The organism is Hydrogenophaga crassostreae, from assembly GCF_001761385.1.
GTDB classification, from domain to species: domain Bacteria; phylum Pseudomonadota; class Gammaproteobacteria; order Burkholderiales; family Burkholderiaceae_C; genus Hydrogenophaga; species Hydrogenophaga crassostreae.
The window spans coordinates 3498756-3519664 of record NZ_CP017476.1; the positions used below are offsets into that span (position 1 = coordinate 3498756).

Genomic DNA, 20909 nt, shown 5'->3' on the forward strand with positions numbered 1-20909 from the left:
GCAAACGCGCTGCTTTGTTCCGCCGCCCTGACAAGGGCACAAAATCCCGGAGCGCTGACGCGAAAAATTCCGCTCGCGCGAATAGTAAGGACGAACACCGCGCCTCTTGCGCGCCCCGGGCAAAGACCCCGGTAAAGATAGGTAAAGGGCGCGCCCTTCGCGCAGCAAAAAGCCGCGACGCCCGGTTGGGTGTCGCGGCTTCGCGCGATGAAGGCGGTCTCCCGGATCAGGGATTGGCGTTCAGCTGCTGCTCCAGGTTGTGCAGCACCTGATAGCAGTTGAATACCTGAGCCACACTGCTGTTGGGCTCACGGCCTTCCTTGATCGCAGCAAAGAACTCACGGTCCTGCAGCTCGATGCCGTTCATGGACACGGCCACCTTCGACACATCGATCTGCTCTTCCTTGCCGGTGAACAGGTCGTCGTAGCGCGCGAGGTAGGTCGCGGTGTCGCCGATGTAGCGGAAGTAGGTGCCGAGCGGGCCGTCGTTGTTGAAACTCAGGCTGAGCGTGCAGATGGCGCCGTTGGCGGCTTTGAGCTGGATGCTCATGTCCATGGCGATGCCCAGCGTGGGGTGGACCGGACCCTGGATGGCGTTGGCCTGCACGATGGGCGAGCCAGCCTGGTAGGCGAACAGGTCAACCGTGTGGGCAGCGTGGTGCCAGAGCAGGTGATCGGTCCAGCTGCGGGCCTGGCCGAGCGCGTTGGTATTGGTGCGGCGAAAGAAGTAGGTCTGCACGTCCATTTGCTGGATGTTGAATTCGCCGGCTTTGATCTTGTTGTTGACGTACTGGTGGCTGGGGTTGAAGCGGCGGGTGTGGCCACACATCGCGACCAGACCGGTCTGCTTCTGCAGCGCCACCACTTCTTCCGCACCCTTGAGGCTGTCGGCCAGAGGAATTTCCACCTGTACGTGCTTGCCCGCTTTCAGACAGGCCAGCGATTGCCCGGCGTGCATCTGCGTGGGCGTGCAGAGGATGACGGCGTCGACCTCTTTCATCGCCAGGCTGTCGGCCAGATCGGTGGTCACATGGCCAATGCCATATTTGTCCGCAACGGCCTGGGTCTTTTCCAGATCGCGGCTGACCAGCGAAACCACTTCCACGCCGTCGATGTTCTGGATGCCGTCCAGGTGTTTGATGCCGAAGGCGCCGGCACCGGCAAGGGCTACTTTGATGGTCATGTCAGTTGTTCTCCAGAATGAGGTGGCCCACAGCGGTGTTGCTGGCGGGCACATGGTAGAAGCGGTGCTTCAGGGTGGGCGCAGGGCCTTGCACTTTGCCGTCCACGATATCGGACATGGCGCCGCGGGCGATCAGCCACATGACGAGCTCAATGCCCTCGCTGCCGGCTTCGCGCACATAGTCCATGTGCGGCCGGTCGGCGCAGCCCACCGGGTCGCTGATCATCTGATCAAGAAAGGCGTTGTCCCACTCGCGGTTGATCAGGCCGGCGCGCGCGCCCTGGAGCTGGTGGCTCATGCCGCCGGTGCCCCAGATCTGCACATTGAGGTCTTCGTCAAAGCTCTCCACCGCCTTGCGGATCGCCTGGCCGAGCATGAAGCAGCGCCTGCCCGAGGGCACCGGGTACTGCACCACGTTGACCGCGAACGGGATCACCGGGCAGGGCCAGGCATCCTTCTTCGGATCGAGCTCGCCGCACATCAAAGACAGCGGCACGGTCAAGCCGTGGTCCACATCCATCTTGTTGACGATGGTGAGGTCGAAGTCTTGCTGGATCACGCTTTGCGCGATGTGCGAAGCCAGGGTCGGGTGGCCCACCACCTTGGGCACGGGGCGCGGCCCCCAGCCTTCATCGGCGGGCTGAAACTCGGCGGCGGTGCCGATGGCAAAGGTCGGGATCATGTCCAGGCTGAAGGCTGTGGCATGGTCGTTGAAGACCAGAAAAACCACGTCGGGCTTGTTGTCCTTCATCCATTGCTTGGAGAAGTCGTAGCCGGCGAAAAGCGGCTTCCAGTAGTCTTCTTGCGTTTTGCCCAGGTCCATGGCCGCGCCAATGGCGGGCACGTGGGAAGTGAAAACGGATGCGGTGATTTTGGCCATGTTCAGTTTGCTTTCTTGCCTGCGGCACCTTGGGGCTGATTCTGGGCCTGAGCGGTACCGTCTTCGCCAACGTACCGGTTGCCTTCAACCGACCGACCGCCTTTGATCATCATGTCGCGGTATTCGGTTTCGGTCATGCCGGTCATGGAGCCGGCCATCTGCTGGAAGCTCTTGCCATCGGTGGCACCGATCTTGGCGAGGAAATAGATGTTGCCGCCGGTGCGCATGCACCAGTTGAGATCGCGCGCCAGCACGGCCTGCTTCTGCTCTTCCGTCATCGCCCATTCGTCCAGATACGCGCGCTCGTCCGACTTGAAACGCTCGCGGTTGTCGGCCTTCATGAGCGACATGCAAAACTGGTTGAGCCAGTAGCCTTTGCGGCTTTGCTCGGCATCAAAGATGATGGTGCCGGGCACATCGAGGTAGGGTTTTTCGAGAGACATCAGGCTTTCTCCTCAGGCCAATACAAGCGCATCGGGTTGTCCACCAGCAGCTTCTGCTGAAGCTCAGGGGTGGTGGCAATGTGCGGAATGAAGTCGACCAGCAGGCCGTCATCCGGCATGTGGTCTTTCAGATTCGGGTGCGGCCAGTCGGTGCCCCAGAGCACACGGTCGGGGAATTGTTCAACGATGCGCTTTGCAAACGGAATCACGTCCGCATAAGCGTTTTGCTCGCCGTTCAGGGCCTTGGGGCCAGTGACCGACAGGCGCTCGGGACAGCTCACCTTGCTCCACACGTTCGGGTGCTCGCGCATGAATTTTTCAAACAACGCGAACTGCGGGCCATCCACCGGCAGCGAGACATCGGGGCGGCCCATGTGATCGACGACCACCGTGGTCGGCAGCGCGGTGAAAAAGTCCCACAGCTCCGGCAGATCGACCGCCTCGAAATAGATCACCACGTGCCAACCGAGTTTGGCAATGCGCCCGGCGATCTCCATCAGCTCGTCTTTGGGCGTGAAGTCCACCAGTCGCTTGACAAAGTTGAAGCGCACGCCGCGCACGCCTGCGTCGTGCAACTGTTGCAGCTCTTCATCGCTGATGCTGCGCTTGACCGTGGCCACGCCACGCGCCTTGCCGCCGCTGGACAGGCAGGCATCGACCATGGCGCGGTTGTCGGCGCCGTGGCAGGTGGCCTGCACGATCACGTTGCGGGCGAAGCCCAGGTGGTCGCGCAGCGCGTACAGCTCTTGTTTGCTGGCATCGCAGGGCGTGTACTTTCGCTCGGGCGCAAAGGGGAACTCCGCGCCGGGACCGAAGACATGGCAATGCGCATCCACCGCGCCTGCGGGCAGTTTGAATTGGGGCTTGGCTGGGCCGGTGTACCAGTCCATCCAGTCGTCGGTTTTGGTGAAATCACCGGAAGCGGGTTTGCTCATTTGAATCCTCTCGAAAGTCAATGACGTCATGTCTTAACCAAGGGCGCCGTGGAACCGGCTTTGCCGGGCCACCAGCGCCGCCCCTTGAGGGGGTCGCGCGCAGCGCGGCAGGGGTGGGTCAATCCACATACTTCAAGCCAAGCGCCGCCAAGGGCTCGCGCATCTTGTAGAGGTCCAGCCCCAGCACGCCGGCTTCAAACTTGGCGCGCTTCTCGCCTTCGAAGCTCTCGCGCTTCTCGGCCGCGTCGGCCACCTTCTGCGCCATCGCTGCGGGGACCACGACGATGCCATCGACATCGGCCACGACCACATCGCCCGGGTTCACCAGCGCGCCGGCGCAAACCACCGGAATGTTCACTGAGCCCAACGTGGCCTTGATGGTGCCTTTGGAGTGGATCTCTTTGCTGAACACCGGAAATCCCATCTTTTCCAGCTCGTCCACATCGCGCACGCCGCCGTCGATGATCAAGCCCTTGGCGCCGCGCGCCTTGAATGAGGTCGCCAGCAAATCGCCAAAAAAACCATCGGCGTTGTCGGTGGTGCAGGCGGCCACGGCCACATCGCCCGGCTGCAACTGCTCCGCGCCGACATGCATCATCCAGTTGTCGCCGGGCTGCAGCAAGATGGTGATGGCCGTACCGCACATCTTGGCGCCCTTGTAGATGGGGCGCATGTAGGGCTTCATCAGGCCCACGCGGCCCATGGCTTCGTGGATGGTGGCCACGCCGAATAACGACAGCTTGTCCACGGCGGCTTTGTCGGCCCGCACGATGTTGCGTTTGACGATTCCGAGTTCGTACATGATCAGCGTCCTTTGGCTTTGAGTTGCGCGTCCATGCGCGGGAACACGCGGCGCGCGTTGGCCTCGTAAATCTTGTGGCGGTCATCGCCCACGACGATGGTCGAGGATTCGATGTAGCGTTTGGTGTCGTCGTAGTAATTGCCGGTCTCGGGGTCGATGCCGCGCACGGCGCCGATCATTTCCGAGGCGAACAAGATGTTGTCCACCGGGATCACCTTGCTCAGCAGATCAATGCCAGGCTGGTGGTAGACGCAGGTGTCGAAGAACACGTTCTTCAACAGGTGGTCTTTCAGCAAGGGCTTCTTCATCTCCTGCGCCAGGCCGCGGTAACGGCCCCAGTGGTAAGGCACAGCGCCGCCGCCGTGCGGGATGATGAAGCGCAACTCAGGGAAGTCGGCGAACAGGTCGCCCTGAATCAGCTGCATGACCGCAGTCGTATCGGCGTTGATGTAGTGGGCGCCGGTGGTGTGGAAACAGGCGTTGCAACTGGTGCTCACGTGAATCATGGCGGGGATGTCGTACTCCACCATTTTTTCGTAAATCGGGTACCAGGCCTTGTCGGTCAAGGGCGGGCTGTTCCAGTGGCCGCCTGACGGATCGGGGTTGAGGTTGATGCCCACGTTGCCGTATTCCTTGATGCACTTTTCCAGCTCGGGAATGCAGGTCGCGGGGTCCACGCCCGGGCTTTGCGGCAGCATGGCAGCGGGAACGAAGTTGTCAGGGAAGAGCTGAGCCACGCGGTAGCAAAGCTCGTTGCAGATCGCCGCCCAGGTGCTGGACACATTGAAATCACCAATGTGGTGGGCCATGAAGCTGGCGCGAGGCGAAAAAATGGTGATGTCGGAGCCGCGCTCCTTCATCAGGCGCAGCTGGTTGAGTTCGATGGACTCGCGCAGCTCGTCGTCGCTGATTTTCAGATCGGCCACTCTGGGCATGCTTGCGGGGTCCTTGATACCGGCGATCTGGGCGTTGCGCCAGTTCTCCAGTGCTTTGGGCGCCGTGGTGTAGTGGCCATGGCAATCGATGATGAGGCTCATGAAATTCCTTTGAAGAAAAATATCAAACAGGTGACATGCCGTGGCGGCGCTTCACAGCGTCCGCCTCTGGCGAGCACATGAAATCCAGAAACGCCTGAACCACCTCACGCCGGGGTGGGTCGTCCAACAACGACGCGGGCAAGCCCGCTGAAAAAGTGGTCGTGATCTGAATGGCTTCGGGGAGCGGTCCCACGATATCAATGCCCTGCACATTCAACAGTTCACTGAGTTGCTGAAACCCCAAGGCCACTTCGCCGCTGGCCACCATGGACGCCACCGGCACACCTGGCCTCGCCTGCAGCAGCCGACCATTCAGCTGCTCGGCTATGCCCCAGAGCTGGAACTGTCTGAGCAACGCCACGCCGCTGGGGCCCGTGGAATAGCCCACAGTGGCGGCTTGAAGCACGGCTTGTCTGACCGCGTCTGACGTGCTCATATCAGGTGCGGGTGTGCCTTGGCGAACAGCCACCGACACGCCGGAATGCACCAGATCGACACGGCTTCCAGCTTGCAGGTGGCCGGCGCAGATCAGTTTGTCGATGGCGTCTGCCGCCAAGACCACCACATCAAAGACCTCACCCTTCGCCACGCGCTGGGCGGCATCCACGCCACCAACCGACTCGAACGCAGCGGTGCTTCCGCTCTTCTGTTCAAAGGCCAACGCCAACTCCCCCAACAGCTGGCGGGTGGCCATGGAAGAGATTCCGTGCAGGGCGAAGTGTTGATTGACCATGGGTGTGGAGTGAAAGACGTACCCGTCCATTGTGGCCATGGACTGGGCGATCATCCAGCCCCATGGCCCGCTAGCAGCTAGAACATTCCCTGATAACTATGATTGGGGTATTCAACAAGGGCTGGTATGGACCTCAAGCAACTCGAATACTTCGTGCGTGTGGCCGAACTGGGCAGTTTCACCCGCGCCGCACAAGCTTTGGACGTCGCTCAACCTGCGCTGTCGCGTCAGGTGCGTCTGCTCGAGGTGGAACTGCGGCAAAACCTGTTGCTGCGCAACGGACGAGGGGCCATGCCCACCGAAGCCGGTCGGCTCCTGCTGGAGCACGCACGCGGCATTCTTCATCAGGTGGAGCGAGCCAAAGAGGAGCTTGGGCGCGTGGGTGGCGCACTGGCTGGCCGTGTGGCCATTGGACTGCCGCCCAGCTTGTCCAGGGTGTTGGCGGTGCCACTCACCCGCGCAGTGCGCCAGCAACTCCCACAGGCCAGCGTCTCGATCTGTGAGGGTTTGTCGATCAACATGCAAGAGTGGCTCATCAGTGGTCGCCTTGACATCGCAGTGCTGTACAACGCTCAACCAACGCCTGAAATCGAACTCTCTCCGCTGCTGGAAGAAGAACTGGTGCTGGTGCAACCACGCCCGCCGGGCTTGTCTCCAGACCCGCCGCCCGGCCCCGTGGCGCTGGGTGTCATTGCACAGATGCCGCTGGTGATTCCCAGCCGACCCAACGCCTTGCGGATGCTGGTTGAAGCCGAGATGGCCAACATGGGCCTTCGGCCGATGGTGGCACTTGAAATCGACGGCGTCGCGGCAATACTTGATTTGGTGGCCGATGGCGCCGGTGCCGCCCTGCTGTCGCGCAACGCTGTCGCCAGCTCTTCGCGACCATCGGCTTTTCAAACGCGACCTGTGGCCGACCCCCCGCTTCGCACCCGTTTGAGCCTGGCCTCCAGCGCGCAGCGCCCGAGCACATTGACGCAAAAAACCTGCCTGGGCTTGCTTCGAAGCACCGCCTTGCAAGTGCTCGCATCGGCCTGAAAGCCCCGGTGCATGCGGGCTGCGGCTCATTACCACCCATCGGGTTGACAGCAAAACACAAGAACACAATAATATTGGTTGTCTTTTGCTGTCATCGTCTTTTATTTCAGGTCGCTATCTTTTTCGCGACTGGACAGCGTTTCTTCGAACCTGGCGCCTAAAACTTTTTTTAATCGGCGCCGCTTCGGTCAAGGACCCAGCGGGTCACTTGAGTATCCATTTGTAGGCTTCCCGCCATGGGACGCCGCCCGATCTGCCCCGAGCCGCCTGGCGCTCTGTGTGGCAGGTCACCCGTCGGGGTTGCGCCTTGTTCCAAGGTTGGACCACGGCCAGCTTCAGGAACCACCCCACGCATGTCCATTCGCAGCAGGAACGAATCCAGCCACGCCCCTTCATTGCAATTTCGAAGTGCGTTGCCCACCGATGGCGCCGCACTTTGGCGCCTGATTCAAGCAACCGGCACGCTGGAACTCAATTCGGCCTACTTTTACCTGCTCTTTGCAACCGACTTCGGCCGCACCTGTCTGATCGCTGAAGAGGCCGGTGAGGTGGTCGGCGCGGTCATTGGCTACCACCCCCCCGAACAAGAGAGCACAGCCTTTGTCTGGCAAGTGGGTTTGCTTCCCCGGCTTCGTGGTCGCGGCCTGGGTTTGGCCTTGCTTGAGCAATGGATCGCACTCCCTGCCAACCGAGGCTGCCAGTGGGTCACCGCCACCGTCGACGACGACAACGCCGCCTCGCAGGCCCTGTTCAAGCGCTTCGCTGTTCAGCACGCTGCCGAATGCCAGGTAACACCCCATTTCACCGCCGACCTGTTTCCAGCCGGGCACCCCGCTGAGCCGCTCTACCGCATCGGCCCGTTGTCGCTCAAGGCCGCCGATCCGGCGCCAAGCAGCCAGGCACCCCAACTCACCACAGCCGGGTAACCCCAGCGCTGTCACATACCCATTTTCAATCTGAAGGAGTCTTTCCATGAACAACATCTTTGAACAGCACGAGTCCGAAGTTCGCGGCTACTGCCGCAACTTTCCCGCCATGTTCTCTTCGGCCAAGGGCGCCTGGATGACGGACGACAAAGGCGAGCGCTATCTCGACTTCTTCGCCGGCGCGGGCGTGATGAACTACGGTCACAACCCGGACAAGCTCAAGGACGCGTTGATCGACTACATCTCTCGCGATGGCATCACCCACACGCTGGACATGTACAGCGAAGCCAAGCGCGACTTCATCGACCGCTTCCAGCGAGTCATCCTGCAGCCGCGCGGCCTGACCTACAAGATGCAGTTCCCTGGCCCAACCGGCACCAATGCGGTTGAAGCCGCCCTGAAGCTCGCACGCAAGGTCACCGGTCGTGATCGCGTGGTGAGCTTCACCAACGCCTTTCACGGCATGACGCTGGGCGCCCTGGCCGTGACCGGCAACGGCTTCAAGCGGGCCGGTGCCGGCGTCTCGCTGCAAAACACCACCTCCCTGCCCTTCTGCGGCTTCATGGGCGACGACCCCGATACGCTCGGCTTCTTCGAAGCCATGCTGAACGACGAAGGCAGCGGCATGGAAACGCCCGCGGCAGTGATTCTGGAGACCGTTCAAGCCGAAGGCGGCGTGAACATCGCGGCCGCCGATTGGCTGCAGCGCCTGCGCCAGATCACCGAAGACCACGGCATCGTGCTGATCGTCGACGACATCCAGGTCGGTTGCGGCCGCACCGGCAAGTTCTTCAGTTTTGAAGAAGCCGGCATCGTGCCCGACATGGTCACGCTCTCCAAGTCCCTCTCGGGCTACGGCATCCCCATGGCTCTGGTCCTGATCAAGCCCGAGCTTGATCAATGGGCGCCCGGCGAACACAACGGCACCTTCCGCGGCCACAACCCCGGTTTTGTCACCGCCACCAAGGCGCTCGACTACTGGGAAAACGACTGGCTGGAAAAAGCGGTCGCCCACAAAAGCAAGATCGTTGACGAGCGCCTGAACGGCATGGTCAAACGCCTTGGCGCCGACGCCGAAGTGCGGGGCCGCGGCTTGATCTACGGCATCGCCTTCGACGACATCAGCATCGCCTCCAAAGTCTCGCAGGCCTGTTTCAAGGACCGCCTGATCGTGGAGACCGCCGGCATCGACGACCAGGTGCTCAAGCTCCTGCCCAGCCTGACCATCAGCGACGAAGACCTGATCACCGGCCTGGACACCATCGAGAAAAACCTCGCTGCCGTCCTGAAATCCACCGAACGCAAAAGCGCCTGAGTCACCAGGCCAGAAGGAACACAACATGATCGTCAAACACCTGGACCAAGTTGTCGGCACCGATGCCGATGTGGACACCGAAGGCTGGACCAGCCGTCGCCTGATCTTGAAAGACGGCGGCATGGGCTACTCGGTGCACGACACCATCATCAAAGCTGGTGCCGAACTCGACATGCACTACAAGAACCACCTCGAAACCGTTTACCTGACCGAAGGCGCGGGCGAGATTGTGGACCTGGCCACAGGCGAGACCCACCAATTGAGCGTGGGCTCAATCTACGCCCTGAACAACCATGACCATCACCTGCTCAAAGCCAACAAGGGCGCGCACATGCGCATGGTTTGCGTCTTCAACCCGCCCATCACAGGCAACGAAGTACACGACGAGACCGGCGCCTATGCGCTGTGCGACTGAAGGAGGCTACGCACGCCATGAACACCACCAGCACCCCGCCCCAGGCAAACCATGCAACAACCGCCGACCGGTATCCTTCGCGTGAAATGGCTGAGCCCAGCATCTCTCTGCGGCAGGACCCAGTGGTCCATGGCGGCCCAAGCAAGGGGCCGTTGACCGAAAGCCAGTTGCACTTCTTTGAGGACAACGGGTACTTGAGCCTGGACCAGATTCTCAGTGAGGTCGAGCTGGGCAGCTACATGATGGAACTGCAACGCCTGCGCGCAGACGATGCCATCAAAGATGCACCCGAGGCCGTGATTGAACCGGAAAGCCGCGAGCTGCGTTCCCTTTTCGCCGTACATCGAACCAGCGATGTGCTGCGTGAGCTTTGCCATCACCCGCGGCTGGTTTCAATGGCCCGCCAGCTGCTGGGCAGCGATGTTTACATCCACCAGTCGCGCATCAACTACAAAAGCGGCTTCCGGGGCAAAGAGTTTTTCTGGCACTCCGATTTTGAAACCTGGCATGTGGAAGATGGCGTACCCAACATGCGGATGGTGAGCTGCTCTATCAGTCTCACACCCAACACCGAGCACAACGGCCCCCTGATGCTCATGCCGGGTTCGCATCACCGCTTCGTCTCCTGCGTAGGCAAGACCCCGGAGAACCACTACCAGGCCTCGCTCAAGCGGCAAGAACTGGGCATTCCAGACGACGCCAGCCTCACGCAACTGGCCCACGAGTGCGGCATCACTTCACCCAAGGGCATGGCAGGTTCGGTCACTTTTTTTGACTGCAACACCATGCATGGCTCGAACTCGAACATCACGCCAATGCCACGCAGCAACGTCTTCGTGGTCTACAACAGCGTCGAAAACACCCCGGTGGCCCCGTTCTGCGGTCTTGCGCCACGGCCCCATTTCATTGCCGAGCGCGAAGACTTCACACCCGTCTGCCTTCCCGGCGAAGCGTGAAGTCGTTTGTCCTATCCACCAACCCCAAGGAGAGCCCCATGAAAAGAAACTCATTTACCCGTCGTGCACTGATCGCACTGGCAGGCGCAGCCACCCTGGCCACCAGCAGCCTGGCCGCCGCCGAGACCACCCTGGAGCGTGTGCAGAAGCAGGGTTACATCCGTGTCGGCTTTGCCAACGAAGCGCCTTACGCCTTCGCCACCCCCGACGGCAAGCTCAACGGCGAGTCGCCCAGCGTGTTTCGCCATGTCATGGCCAATCTGGGCGTGAAGGAAGTTGACGGCGTGCTGACCGAATGGGGTGCGCTGATTCCTGGCCTGAAGGCTGGCCGTTTTGACGCCATCGTGGCATCGATGTACATCACGCCCAAGCGCTGCGAGCAAATCATCTTCGCCAACCCAACCTACGGCATTGGCGAAGCGCTGGTGGTCAAGAAGGGCAACCCCGACGGCGTCAACACCTACGGCGACGTGGTGAAAAAGGGCCTCAAAATCGCGTTCGTGGCCGGCACCGCTGAAATCGAACACGGCCGCCTCGCGGGCCTGAAGCGCGACCAGGAAGTGACCGTGCCCAATTTCGCCGCCGCAGTGGCTTCGGTGAAATCGGGTCGCGCCGCAGCCGCCGCCTTCACCTCGCTCACCGCCAAGGACCTCGCCGGCAAGGACGATGGCATCGAACGCGCAGAACCGTTCACCTTCGAGCACAAAGGCAAGAAGTACAAGGGCGAAGGCTCGTTCGGCTTCCGCCAGGAAGACACCTCGCTGCGCGATGCCGTCAACGCCGAGCTCGCGAAATTCCTGGGCACCCCTGAGCACCTGAAGATGGTGAGCGAATTCGGTTTTGACGCATCGAACATGCCCGAGAAGACCGCGGCCCAACACTGCGCTGGCGAGTAAGAAAGCCCGCCCTTGAAAGCCAGTCACGCGACCACCGTGGCCGCCGCCATCCTGTGTTTTGCCGCAGGGCTGGTGGTGGCCACATTCACCGATGTGCGCGATTTTTTGCCTGAGCTGCTGCGCGGCCTTGTGATCACTTTGCAGGTCACGGCCGGCGGCGCGGTGGTCGCGGTCATTGCGGCACTGGTCGCTGCGCTGGCCCGCCTCTACGCATCGGCGCCTTGGCGCTGGCTGGCCACGGTCTACGTGGAGCTGTTTCGTGGTACCTCGGCCTTGGTCCAGCTCTTCTGGCTCTTCTTTGTGCTGCCCCACTTCGGCCTCACCCTCGAACCCATGGTGGTCGGCATTGCAGCCCTAGGGCTCAACGTGGGTGCTTACGGTGCAGAAGTGGTTCGCGGCGCCATTGGCAGTGTGGGCAAAGGCCAATGGGAAGCGGCCACTGCCTTGAACCTCACCCGCATGCAGGCTTTGCGCCGCATCGTTCTGCCGCAGGCTTTCGTGGCCATGCTGCCACCCTGGGGCAACCTGTTCATCGAACTGCTCAAAGCCACCTCGCTGGTGTCGTTGATCACCCTCTCCGATCTGGCGTTCAAAGCCCAGCAGATCAATCAGAACACCCTGCGCACCGCCGAAGTCTTCAGCACTGTGCTGTTGATGTACCTGGGCTTGTCGGTGCTGATCACCTTGGCCATGCGGGCGCTCGAAGCGCGCGCGGCCCGTGGCCTGCGACGGGGACGGGTGACCTGATGGCTGTTCAAATCTGGGACTGGAATCACGCGGCCGAAGCGCTGCCCCTTCTCGCCGAAGCCTCCGTCATCACGCTTCAGGCCACACTGCTTGGGTTTCTTGTGGCCCTGGTCGTGGGCCTGTTGTTCGCCATCGGCCGCATGGCCGGCCCCATGGCCCTGCGGATGGCGGTGGGCGGTGTGGTGGAGTTCATTCGCTCCACGCCCCTGTTGATCCAGATTTTCTTTCTCTATTACGTGATGCCCGAATTTGGCCTCACACTGGATGCCATGCCCACTGGCGTGCTGGCCCTGGGACTGCATTACGGTGCGTATTGCTCCGAGGTGTACCGGGCCGGGCTCGCCAATGTGCCCAAAGGGCAATGGGAGGCCTGCATCGCACTCAACCTGTCCGCCTGGACCACCTTCAAGAACGTGATCCTGCCGCAGGCGATCCCTCCCGTCGTGCCCGCCCTTGGCAACTACTTGGTCGCGCTGTTCAAGGAAACACCGCTGCTCTCCGTGATCGCGGTGCTGGAACTGATGCAGACGGCCAAGATTCTTGGCTCGGAGACCTTCCGCTATGTGGAACCGATCACCCTGGTTGGTGTCTTTTTTCTGATTTTCAGCCTTATCTCGGCGGCCATGATTCGCCGCGTGGAGCGTTGGCTGAACAAACGCATGGGGCGACGCATATGACCACCGACCAGACACCAGCCAGCGAACAACCCATGATCCAGTTTGACCAGGTCAGCAAAGCCTATGGGCCACTCACCGTACTGGACAAGCTCGACCTGTCGGTAGCAGCCAATGAAAAGGTGGCCATCATCGGGCCGTCCGGCTCGGGCAAGACCACTGTGCTGCGCATGTTGATGACACTGGAAACCATCGACAGCGGGCTGATCTCTGTCAACGGCGAACCACTGACCCACATGCCACGGGGCGAATCCCTGGTGCGAGCCGACGCGGCCCACCTGCGGCGCATGCGGGGCCACATCGGCATGGTGTTCCAGCATTTCAACCTGTTTCCCCACATGAGCGCGGTGAAGAACTGCATGGAAGCCCCGATGACCGTGCTGGGGTTGAGTCAGGACGAGGCGCGCGCTCGCGCCAGCGACCTGCTGGCCCAGGTGGGCCTGGCCGACAAGCTCGATCACTTCCCGTCACAACTCTCTGGCGGCCAGCAGCAACGGGTGGCCATTGCCCGCGCGCTGGCCATGCGGCCCAAGGTGATGTTGTTCGACGAGGTCACTTCGGCGCTGGATCCCGAGCTGTGCGGAGAAGTGCTGGCCGTGATTCGCGACCTCGCCGCCGAACACGATCTGACCATGCTCATGGTCACCCACCAGATGGGCTTTGCACGCGAATTTGCCGACCGGGTGTGCTTCTTTCACGCCGGTTCCATCGAAGAACAAGGCCCGGCGCAGGCTTTGTTTGAAAACCCGCAAAACGAACGCACACAGCAGTTCTTGCGGGCGGTAATGGAAGCGGTCTAGCCGAATGGCAAGGGAGGCCACGCCTCCCTGCGCCTCGCTCAGCCCAGCCAACCCGCGCTGTGGCGCATCAACCAGAGAATGGCACTGAGGCTGAAAAACGAAGCGGCTGTTGTGGCCAGCAAAGCTGCGGCGCTGAAACCCTCGTACCCATGGCGCCCCGCCAACAATGAATAGATGCCCAGCATCGGCATCGCCGCCGACAGGATGGCGGCCGCACGCAGATCCCCCTGCAAGGCAGGCAAACCCAGCATGGGCAACAGTGAGACAGCTCCCCACAGCGCCAGCGGGTGCAACACCAGTTTGCCCAGCGCGATGCCGGCAACCTGGCCGCGCAGGCCTTTGATCTGCAACCCAACCAGGTTGCCACCAATGATGAACAAGGCCAACCCGCCACTGGCCGAGGCGAACAGGGTCACGGTGCGGCTGATCACCGACGGCAGTTCCCAGCCCAGCATCGACACACCAAACCCCAGTGCAATCGCGACAATCATCGGATTTCGGGCCAGGCGTTGCGCGGTGCTCCACAGCACCTTTGGCAATGAGGGCCGCTCGCCCTCAAGAGCCCCCGCATCGGCCAGCGTGAACAACAGCGGCAATTTGATCAGGTTTTCGACCATGAAGTTGAGCGCAAGGATCACGCCCGCCAACGGTCCAAAAATCAGCAGCATCACCGGGTAGCCCACATAGCCGCTGTTGGCGCATGTCATGCCCATGGCGACATAGGCGCTTTCGGTCAGACCCTTGCCCTTGGCCAGCCGTGACCACAACAAGGCACCCAACAACACCGTCAAGGACCCCGCCGTGTAGGCCAGCAAATAGGCGGGCTGGAACACCTCGGCCAAGGGGCGCGAGGCCAGCGCGCTGAACAACAGTGCCGGCAACGCGATATCGATCACGAATTTACCGAACACCCGCATGTCGCCTTTGCTGAACAAATTCCAGCGCACGCTGGCATAACCAGCGGCAATGCACAAATAGATGGGACCGGTGATGGAGAGAATGTCGAGCATGGGGGAGGCTTGCGTGTCAGTGGTCGTTGGCGGCGGGCCCACGCGCGGCCAAAAGGCGATCGGCATAGGTTGGCCAACTGGGCTGTGCGCCCAGGGCCTGAAAGTGTCCAGCGCCAGCCTGTGCCGCCATCCAGTCGTGTTTTTGTGCGATGGCAGAGGCCATGAAGGGCTCGAAGCCGGCCTCCTGTACGGTGCGAGCCGCCTCGCGCATCTCTTCGGCACGGCGCTTGCCATGCTGGGCGACGCGGCTGAAAAAATAGCTGCCCTGCTGCTGCCAGTCGATGCCGGGAAAGGTTTCCTGCAAGGTGGCGATCATGGCGTCTTCAACCCCATAGTGGCGGGCTGTGGCATAGCTCTCCAACACCAGCGCCTCCATGCCCTTGATCATGACGCTGCGGCACATCTTGGTTGCCGAAGCCACCCCGATCCGCTCACTCGCGACCTTCGCATCCATGCCCAGCGCTTTCAGCCAGGGCGACAAAGTCTGGGCATGCGGTCCGCCGAGCAGCATTGGAACCCGGATGCCATACGGCGGTACGGATGTCATGACCCCTGCTTCAAGGTAGCGGCCGCCAGCCGCCTCAATAAGCGAGGCCGCTGCTTGTTTGGTGGCTGGCGAGGCTGAGTTCAGGTCTAGAAAAATGGCGCCCGGTTTCAGATCACTTGCGGCCTCTTGCGCCACCACCAAGGCTTGAGATGCCGTCACGGCGGAGATGATCAAGGTGGCTTCGGCACACAGCGCCGCCATGCTGGCACATGCCACCACGCCATGTTGCGCCGCATGGGCCACCGGTTCTTCGCAGGCAGTTGGCCCGGCGAATTTCTGGTCCCAGGCACCGACCCAGTCCACGTTCGGTTTGAGCCCTGCGCCAAACAGCCTCCCGACCTCCCCGTATCCGACAAGCCCCACGCGAATGGTATTCATGTGCTGTTCTCCGCTGCAATTGCTTCAAGAAAAAGGGGCCAAGCGCGCACGCTGGCCCCCCATCGGTTCCCCCGGGCCTCCAGACCTCAGAGCCGCAATACAAACAAGGTGATGGAAGGAAACGCCACCAGAATCGCGGTACGAATGAAGTCGCTGGCCACGAAGGGCATCACCGCACGGTAGGTTTGCGTGATGGGTGTTTCTTTTGCCAACGAATTGATCACGAACAGGTTCATACCCACCGGAGGCGTTATGAGCCCCACCTCAACCACGATAAGCACCAGGATGCCGAACCAGATCGCAAACTCTTCGGGTGGCAAACCAAAATCCAGCGCCGTCACAATGGGGAAAAATACCGGGATGGTCAACAGAATCATGGACAGCGAATCCATGAAGCACCCCAACACCACGTACAGCACCAGAATCGCAAGCAGGACCACGGTTGGGCTCACGCCCCAGCTCGCTACGGCCGTGGCTGCTTCTTGCGGCAGTTGTGACAACGCCAGGAAAGTGTTGTATACGCCCGCGCCCAGCACGATCATGAAAATCATGCCCGTGGCCATGGCTGTACCCAAAATGGCGGCCAGCAGGGTCTTTTTGTTGAGACCGCCGCTGAACCAGGCCGACAAGCCGGTTCCAAAGGCCCCGATGGCTGCGCCTTCTGTGGGCGTGAACAAACCGGTGTAAATACCGCCCACCACTGCGATGAAGATCACCATCACGGGCCAGACCTTGACCGTGGCAACCCACCGGTCTTTCATCGGCATCGGAGGCATGGATCCCACATCCTGAGGTTTCACCCGAGCATAGATGGCCAGAACGATGATGTAACCCACAGCCGCCAGCAAGCCTGGCACAAATGCCGCCAGAAACAGCTTGGCGATGTTTTGCTCGGTCAGGATCGCGTAGATCACCAGCACGACCGACGGTGGAATCAGGATGCCCAGTGTGCCGCCAGCGGCCAGACAGGCCGTTGATATACCGCCAGCGTAACCAGCGCGTTTGAGCTCTGGCAACGCGACCTGTCCCATGGTGGCCGCCGTGGCCAGCGAAGAGCCACAAATGGCTCCGAATCCTGCGCAAGCACCCACAGCCGCCATCGCCACGCCACCCTTGCGATGCCCTATCCAGGCCTCCGCTGCCTTAAACAGCGCCTGGGAAAGCCCTCCCAGGGCAGCGAACTGCCCCATCAACAGGAACAGGGGGATCACCGACAGGGAGTAGTTGGAGAAGGTGCTGTAGGTGACCTGCTTGAGTTGGCTCAGGATAGGTGAATAACCACCATATACGGCCCACGCGCCGCCGAGACCACACAGCAGCATGGACAGGCCGATAGGCACACGAATGAAGATCAACAGGAGAAGCAGCGGAAAAGACCACAGTGCGAGTTCAATATTGCTCATGATCAGTGTCCCGCATTTCCATCAACGGTCCAGCCCTTGGGCTCAGACGCCAAACCCAACTGGGTCGCTGTCTTCGCTACGTAGGTGATGCAGCCGGCCACGGCGCCCACCAGACACATCGCGTAGGCCCACCAGATGGGCATTTGCAGAATAAAGGTGGTTTCCGTGTATTCCTTTTTCTCCAACATACCCTCCCACAGCATCCAGGTCATCACCAGCCAGACCAGCAGCATCAACACATCGCTGGCGGTGTCTACCGTTTTCTGAAACCAGCGTGGCATGTGCATGTGCAAGAGGTCCACCGTGGCGTGGCCTCCCTTCAGGTAGCACCAGGGCATGAAGAAAAAGACGGCAATGCCAACACCCACTTCAACCAGCTCGAAGTCACCGGGCACAGGGCCCAGCCCCAGGCCGATCATCGCGCGCCCGGCAACGCTCACAACCACCATCAGCATCAAGCCGACCAGCACCATCCCGCCGACCAATGCGGTCCAGCGCGCCATGCGGTAAATCCAGTCAATCATCCTCAAGTCCTTTGGTGGCGGGTTGCCCGCACAGAATTGCCCGCAGAGGATACACGGCACCCATCCAGAGGAAGGAATGCACCGGAATCGGGCTGCAGATCGTTACGTTTAGAGAAATTCATTTTATCCACCGAAACTGTGAAGTTCTATTTCCCTGTCATCTTTCGAAAAAAAACGACCACCCCATGCGACGGGGCAGCCGTTCAATCACCATCGATCACTTCGAATTCTTGGCAATCAACGCGCGGGCAACGGCGGCAAGCTTGGCGCCGTCAATACCTTTGGCCTTGACTTCCTCAACCCAGGTGGTTTCCACGTCAGCGGCGGTCTTGCGCCAGCGAGCCGTCTCGGCTTCATCCAGCGCCACAATCTTGTTCCCGGCCTTTTCTGCCAGACCACGACCCACTTTGTCGCCTTCATCCATGGCGCGACCAAACATGGCTGCGGTCTCGATACCCGAATTGTTGTCGATGACTTTCTTCAGGTCGGCGGGCAGCTTGTCGTAGGCCGCGCGGTTCATGGAGAACGCAAACGTGGAGTTGTACAAGCCATTGGCGCCAGCGAAGGTGGTGTGGTTGTGCACGATTTCCTGCACTTTCACCGCAGGAACCACTTCCCAGGGAATGGTCGTGCCATCGAGCACGCCCTTGGACAAAGCCTCGGTCACTGCAGGCACAGGCATTCCCACCGGGGTTGCACCCAGCTCGGTCAGCATGTTGTTGATGATGCGCGAGCCGCCGCGAATCTTCATGCCTTTGAGGTCTTCAAGCCGGTTGATCGGGTTCTTGGTGTGGAACAGTCCGGGGCCGTGGGTGTGTACCGCAATCAGCTTGACGCTCTTGAATTCGTCGGCAGCATAGGTCTCCGCATATTCCTGAATCGCTCGCGAAGAGGCTTCAGCGGTTGTGGTGATGAAGGGCAGCTCAAACACCTCTGTCTTGGGGAAGCGGCCAGGGGTGTAACCCAGCACCGTCCAGGTCAGATCGACCACACCATCCCGGGCCTGGTCAAACAGCTGTGGCGGTGTACCCCCGAGTTGCATGGTGTTGTACATCTGGACCTTGATCTTGCCGCCCGATTCCTTTTCAACCTTCTGCGCCCAAGGAAGCAATGCCTTGGAGGGAATGGTGGCCTGCGCGGGCAGCATCTGGTGCATGCGCAGCGTGATGGTGTCCTGAGCCATGGCGTGACCGGCCAGCAGCGTGCTTGCGGCGACAGCCAAAGTGGCCAATGTGCCTCTGCGATTCATGTATTTCATAGGTATCTCCAGATGTTGAAAAGAACTCGGGTTGACTAAAGACGCTTCTCGCCTCAATTACCCTGTCATTGAAACAGACCACATGCCGTACCAGACGGCGCATTTACCCTGAGAAACGCAACCTTCTGGCATCTTTCAGCTATGCCATAACGCTATGGAGCACGGGGCATTCTCGGGCAGCATTCAGGTGTTCTCCAGCCCGAGCAAGCGCACCGCGTTGCCCTTCAGAATCCCTGGCATGACCTCCGGTTTGAAACCGGCCACCTCAAAATCCCTCATCCAGCGCTCGGGGGTGATCAACGGGAAGTCACTGCCAAACAGAATGCGGTCTTTGAGAAGGGTGTTGGCGTATTGAACCAACTGCTTGGGGAAGTACTTCGGGCTCCAGCCCGAAAGATCGATCCACACATTGGGCTTGTGTGTTGCAACCGACAGCGCTTCGTCCTGCCATGGAAAGCTGGGATGCGCCATCACGATCTGCATGTCAGGGAAACTGATCGCCACGTCATCGAGATGCATGGGGTTGCTGTATTCCAGTCGCAGACCACCGCCACAGCGCATGCCAGACCCGATACCGCTGTGACCGGTATGGAAAATGGCCGGCAGCTTGTATTCGTTGATCACCTCGTAAATGGGCCAGGCCATCTTGTCGTAAGGGTGGTATCCCTGCACTGTCGGGTGGAACTTGAATCCCTTGATCCCGGCCTCTTTGATCAGACGCTCCGCCTCCCGAGCGCCCATCTTGCCTTTATGGGGATCGATGCTGGCGAAGGCCACCATCATGTCGCTGTTCTCGCGCGCGGCATCGGCAATCTCTTCATTGGGGATCCGGCGGCGGCCCAGCTGGCTTTCACTGTCCACAGTGAACATCACCAGACCAATTTTTTGCTCCCGGTAGTAGGCTATGGTTTCAGCGATGGTGGGTCGGCGGTTGCTGCCAAAAAACTTGTCGGCCGCCCGGTCGTACTCTTCGCCATAGTTGTCGAAGGGGTTGCGACAACTCACTTCGGCATGGGTGTGGATATCGATCGCAATGAGGTTTTTGTGGTCCATGGCAGCGGCAGGCTAAGGGTAAACACGGGCAGAGAAAGGTGTTTCTCAACTTGATTTGGTTATCATTTATAACAATAATTGCGACACCGAACAAGCAGGAAAACCCGAACACCATGACAACCAACAATCCCGACCTGAGCCTGAGTTTTGCCGGCGAGCAATCTGAAGTCGCTGTGGTCACGCTGAACCGCGCGCCCAAACGCAACGCGTTGAACGATGCCCTGATCCTGGCGATTCGCGATGTTTTTCAGAATCTGCCCAAGACCGTACGCGCTGCCGTCATCGATGGCAAGGGTGACCATTTTTGCGCCGGGCTGGATTTGTCCGAGCTCAGCGAACGCGATGCCTCGGAAGGCGTGATGCATTCGCGCATGTGGCATGCCGCGCTGGAGTGCGTGGAAAAGGGCACCGTGCCGGTCATTGCGGCACTGCACGGCGCCGTGGTTGGTGGCGGCCTGGAGCTGGCCACCGCATGCCACATTCGCGTGGCCGACGAATCAACCTTTTACGCATTGCCTGAAGGCACGCGCGGCATTTTTGTCGGCGGTGGTGGTTCGGTCCGTGTCCCCAAACTGATTGGCGCGGCCCGCATGACCGACATGATGCTCACCGGCCGCGTGTACAACGCAGCCGATGGCGAACGCATTGGGCTGGCGCAATACCTGGTGCCCACAGGTACCGCCCTCGACAAGGCGGTCGAACTCGCCAAGCGAATCGCAGACAACGCCCCCATGACCAATTTTGCCCTGATGCATGCGCTGCCACGCATCGCCGAACAGCCCGCCGACCACGGCCTGTTCACCGAAGCCCTGATGGCGTCGGTTGCACAAAGTGCGCCAGAAGCCAAGGCCCGGGTGAGAGCCTTCCTGGAGGGCAAGGCCGCGAAAGTCAAGAAGGACTGACCCCGCCTGCGGCGTCCCCCCCAGGGGGCGATGCTGGCGACCCGGCGGAGCCGG

The 20909-nt window shown here is 60.8% G+C and carries 23 protein-coding genes; 10 read left to right on the forward strand and 13 right to left on the reverse strand.

What is annotated here, in order from left to right; genetic code table 11:
- Nucleotides 1-226: 226 nt before the first annotated feature.
- From LPB072_RS16060 to LPB072_RS16090, 7 genes are all read right to left on the reverse strand, one after another.
- Nucleotides 227-1183 (reverse strand): Gfo/Idh/MocA family oxidoreductase, encoded by a 957-nt coding sequence (locus LPB072_RS16060; RefSeq protein WP_066089269.1) that lies wholly within the window; start codon nucleotides 1181-1183, stop codon nucleotides 227-229.
- A gap of 1 nt (nucleotide 1184) precedes the next feature.
- Nucleotides 1185-2063 (reverse strand): class III extradiol dioxygenase subunit beta, encoded by an 879-nt coding sequence (locus LPB072_RS16065; protein WP_066089266.1) that lies wholly within the window; start codon nucleotides 2061-2063, stop codon nucleotides 1185-1187.
- 2 nt (nucleotides 2064-2065) lie between these two features.
- Complete coding sequence (gene ligA, locus LPB072_RS16070; protein WP_066089264.1) at nucleotides 2066-2506, reverse strand: protocatechuate 4,5-dioxygenase subunit alpha; 441 nt, start codon at nucleotides 2504-2506, stop codon at nucleotides 2066-2068.
- Nucleotides 2506-3441 carry an amidohydrolase family protein gene (locus LPB072_RS16075; RefSeq protein ID WP_066089262.1) on the reverse strand — a complete coding sequence of 312 codons (936 nt, stop codon included), beginning with the start codon at nucleotides 3439-3441 and terminating at the stop codon, nucleotides 2506-2508. Before LPB072_RS16075 ends, ligA begins: the two co-directional genes overlap by 1 nt.
- A 118-nt stretch (nucleotides 3442-3559) precedes the next feature.
- Complete coding sequence (gene ligK, locus LPB072_RS16080; protein WP_066089259.1) at nucleotides 3560-4243, reverse strand: 4-carboxy-4-hydroxy-2-oxoadipate aldolase/oxaloacetate decarboxylase; 684 nt, start codon at nucleotides 4241-4243, stop codon at nucleotides 3560-3562.
- A gap of 2 nt (nucleotides 4244-4245) precedes the next feature.
- Nucleotides 4246-5280 (reverse strand): amidohydrolase family protein, encoded by a 1035-nt coding sequence (locus tag LPB072_RS16085; protein WP_066089257.1) that lies wholly within the window; start codon nucleotides 5278-5280, stop codon nucleotides 4246-4248.
- 22 nt (nucleotides 5281-5302) lie between these two features.
- Nucleotides 5303-5974 carry a substrate-binding domain-containing protein gene (locus tag LPB072_RS16090; protein ID WP_082876865.1) on the reverse strand — a complete coding sequence of 224 codons (672 nt, stop codon included), beginning with the start codon at nucleotides 5972-5974 and terminating at the stop codon, nucleotides 5303-5305.
- A 165-nt stretch (nucleotides 5975-6139) separates the two neighbouring features.
- On the opposite strand from LPB072_RS16090, the gene LPB072_RS16095 reads away from it, so the two are divergent.
- The 9 genes from LPB072_RS16095 (at nucleotide 6140) to ehuA (ending at nucleotide 13780) form a co-directional block, all read left to right on the forward strand.
- Nucleotides 6140-7051: a LysR substrate-binding domain-containing protein gene (locus tag LPB072_RS16095; protein ID WP_066089255.1), complete on the forward strand. Its 912-nt coding sequence runs from the start codon at nucleotides 6140-6142 to the stop codon at nucleotides 7049-7051.
- A gap of 353 nt (nucleotides 7052-7404) precedes the next feature.
- The gene (gene ectA, locus LPB072_RS16100) at nucleotides 7405-7977 is read left to right on the forward strand and encodes a diaminobutyrate acetyltransferase (protein ID WP_066089253.1); all 573 of its coding nucleotides are present in this window, start codon (nucleotides 7405-7407) and stop codon (nucleotides 7975-7977) included.
- A gap of 46 nt (nucleotides 7978-8023) precedes the next feature.
- The gene (ectB, locus tag LPB072_RS16105) at nucleotides 8024-9292 is read left to right on the forward strand and encodes a diaminobutyrate--2-oxoglutarate transaminase (RefSeq protein WP_066089250.1); all 1269 of its coding nucleotides are present in this window, start codon (nucleotides 8024-8026) and stop codon (nucleotides 9290-9292) included.
- Between the two features lie 25 nt (nucleotides 9293-9317).
- Nucleotides 9318-9707, forward strand: a complete 390-nt coding sequence (locus LPB072_RS16110) for an ectoine synthase (RefSeq protein ID WP_066089247.1) — start codon at nucleotides 9318-9320, stop codon at nucleotides 9705-9707.
- A gap of 17 nt (nucleotides 9708-9724) precedes the next feature.
- Entirely contained in the window at nucleotides 9725-10663 is a 939-nt protein-coding gene (gene thpD / locus LPB072_RS16115) for an ectoine hydroxylase (RefSeq protein ID WP_066089244.1), read from the forward strand.
- A gap of 38 nt (nucleotides 10664-10701) precedes the next feature.
- Nucleotides 10702-11559: an ectoine/hydroxyectoine ABC transporter substrate-binding protein EhuB gene (ehuB, locus tag LPB072_RS16120; protein WP_066089241.1), complete on the forward strand. Its 858-nt coding sequence runs from the start codon at nucleotides 10702-10704 to the stop codon at nucleotides 11557-11559.
- A gap of 93 nt (nucleotides 11560-11652) precedes the next feature.
- Nucleotides 11653-12306 (forward strand): ectoine/hydroxyectoine ABC transporter permease subunit EhuC, encoded by a 654-nt coding sequence (gene ehuC, locus LPB072_RS16125; RefSeq protein WP_082876864.1) that lies wholly within the window; start codon nucleotides 11653-11655, stop codon nucleotides 12304-12306.
- Entirely contained in the window at nucleotides 12306-12983 is a 678-nt protein-coding gene (gene ehuD / locus LPB072_RS16130) for an ectoine/hydroxyectoine ABC transporter permease subunit EhuD (RefSeq protein ID WP_066089236.1), read from the forward strand. Before ehuC ends, ehuD begins: the two co-directional genes overlap by 1 nt.
- Nucleotides 12980-13780: an ectoine/hydroxyectoine ABC transporter ATP-binding protein EhuA gene (ehuA, locus tag LPB072_RS16135; RefSeq protein ID WP_066089233.1), complete on the forward strand. Its 801-nt coding sequence runs from the start codon at nucleotides 12980-12982 to the stop codon at nucleotides 13778-13780. Before ehuD ends, ehuA begins: the two co-directional genes overlap by 4 nt.
- A gap of 38 nt (nucleotides 13781-13818) precedes the next feature.
- On the opposite strand, the gene LPB072_RS16140 is transcribed toward ehuA, so the two are convergent.
- The 6 genes from LPB072_RS16140 to LPB072_RS16165 all read right to left on the reverse strand — a co-directional run bounded on the left by LPB072_RS16140 (nucleotide 13819) and on the right by LPB072_RS16165 (nucleotide 19953).
- Nucleotides 13819-14790 (reverse strand): AEC family transporter, encoded by a 972-nt coding sequence (locus LPB072_RS16140; RefSeq protein WP_066089384.1) that lies wholly within the window; start codon nucleotides 14788-14790, stop codon nucleotides 13819-13821.
- A 16-nt stretch (nucleotides 14791-14806) separates the two neighbouring features.
- Nucleotides 14807-15715, reverse strand: a complete 909-nt coding sequence (locus LPB072_RS16145) for an NAD(P)-dependent oxidoreductase (protein WP_066089230.1) — start codon at nucleotides 15713-15715, stop codon at nucleotides 14807-14809.
- Nucleotides 15716-15801: 86 nt separating this feature from the next.
- On the reverse strand, nucleotides 15802-17118 hold the full coding sequence (locus tag LPB072_RS16150) for a TRAP transporter large permease (RefSeq protein ID WP_066089227.1): 1317 nt from the start codon (nucleotides 17116-17118) through the stop codon (nucleotides 15802-15804).
- A gap of 2 nt (nucleotides 17119-17120) precedes the next feature.
- Entirely contained in the window at nucleotides 17121-17642 is a 522-nt protein-coding gene (locus LPB072_RS16155; protein WP_066089224.1) for a TRAP transporter small permease, read from the reverse strand.
- Nucleotides 17643-17859: 217 nt separating this feature from the next.
- The gene (locus LPB072_RS16160; RefSeq protein ID WP_066089221.1) at nucleotides 17860-18900 is read right to left on the reverse strand and encodes a TRAP transporter substrate-binding protein; all 1041 of its coding nucleotides are present in this window, start codon (nucleotides 18898-18900) and stop codon (nucleotides 17860-17862) included.
- A 183-nt stretch (nucleotides 18901-19083) separates the two neighbouring features.
- A complete protein-coding gene (locus LPB072_RS16165; RefSeq protein ID WP_066089218.1) occupies nucleotides 19084-19953 on the reverse strand; it encodes an amidohydrolase family protein in 870 nt (289 codons plus the stop codon).
- Between the two features lie 113 nt (nucleotides 19954-20066).
- Here LPB072_RS16165 and LPB072_RS16170 point away from each other — a divergent pair, with 113 nt between their 5' ends.
- The gene (locus tag LPB072_RS16170) at nucleotides 20067-20855 is read left to right on the forward strand and encodes a crotonase/enoyl-CoA hydratase family protein (protein ID WP_066089214.1); all 789 of its coding nucleotides are present in this window, start codon (nucleotides 20067-20069) and stop codon (nucleotides 20853-20855) included.
- Nucleotides 20856-20909: the final 54 nt, after the last annotated feature.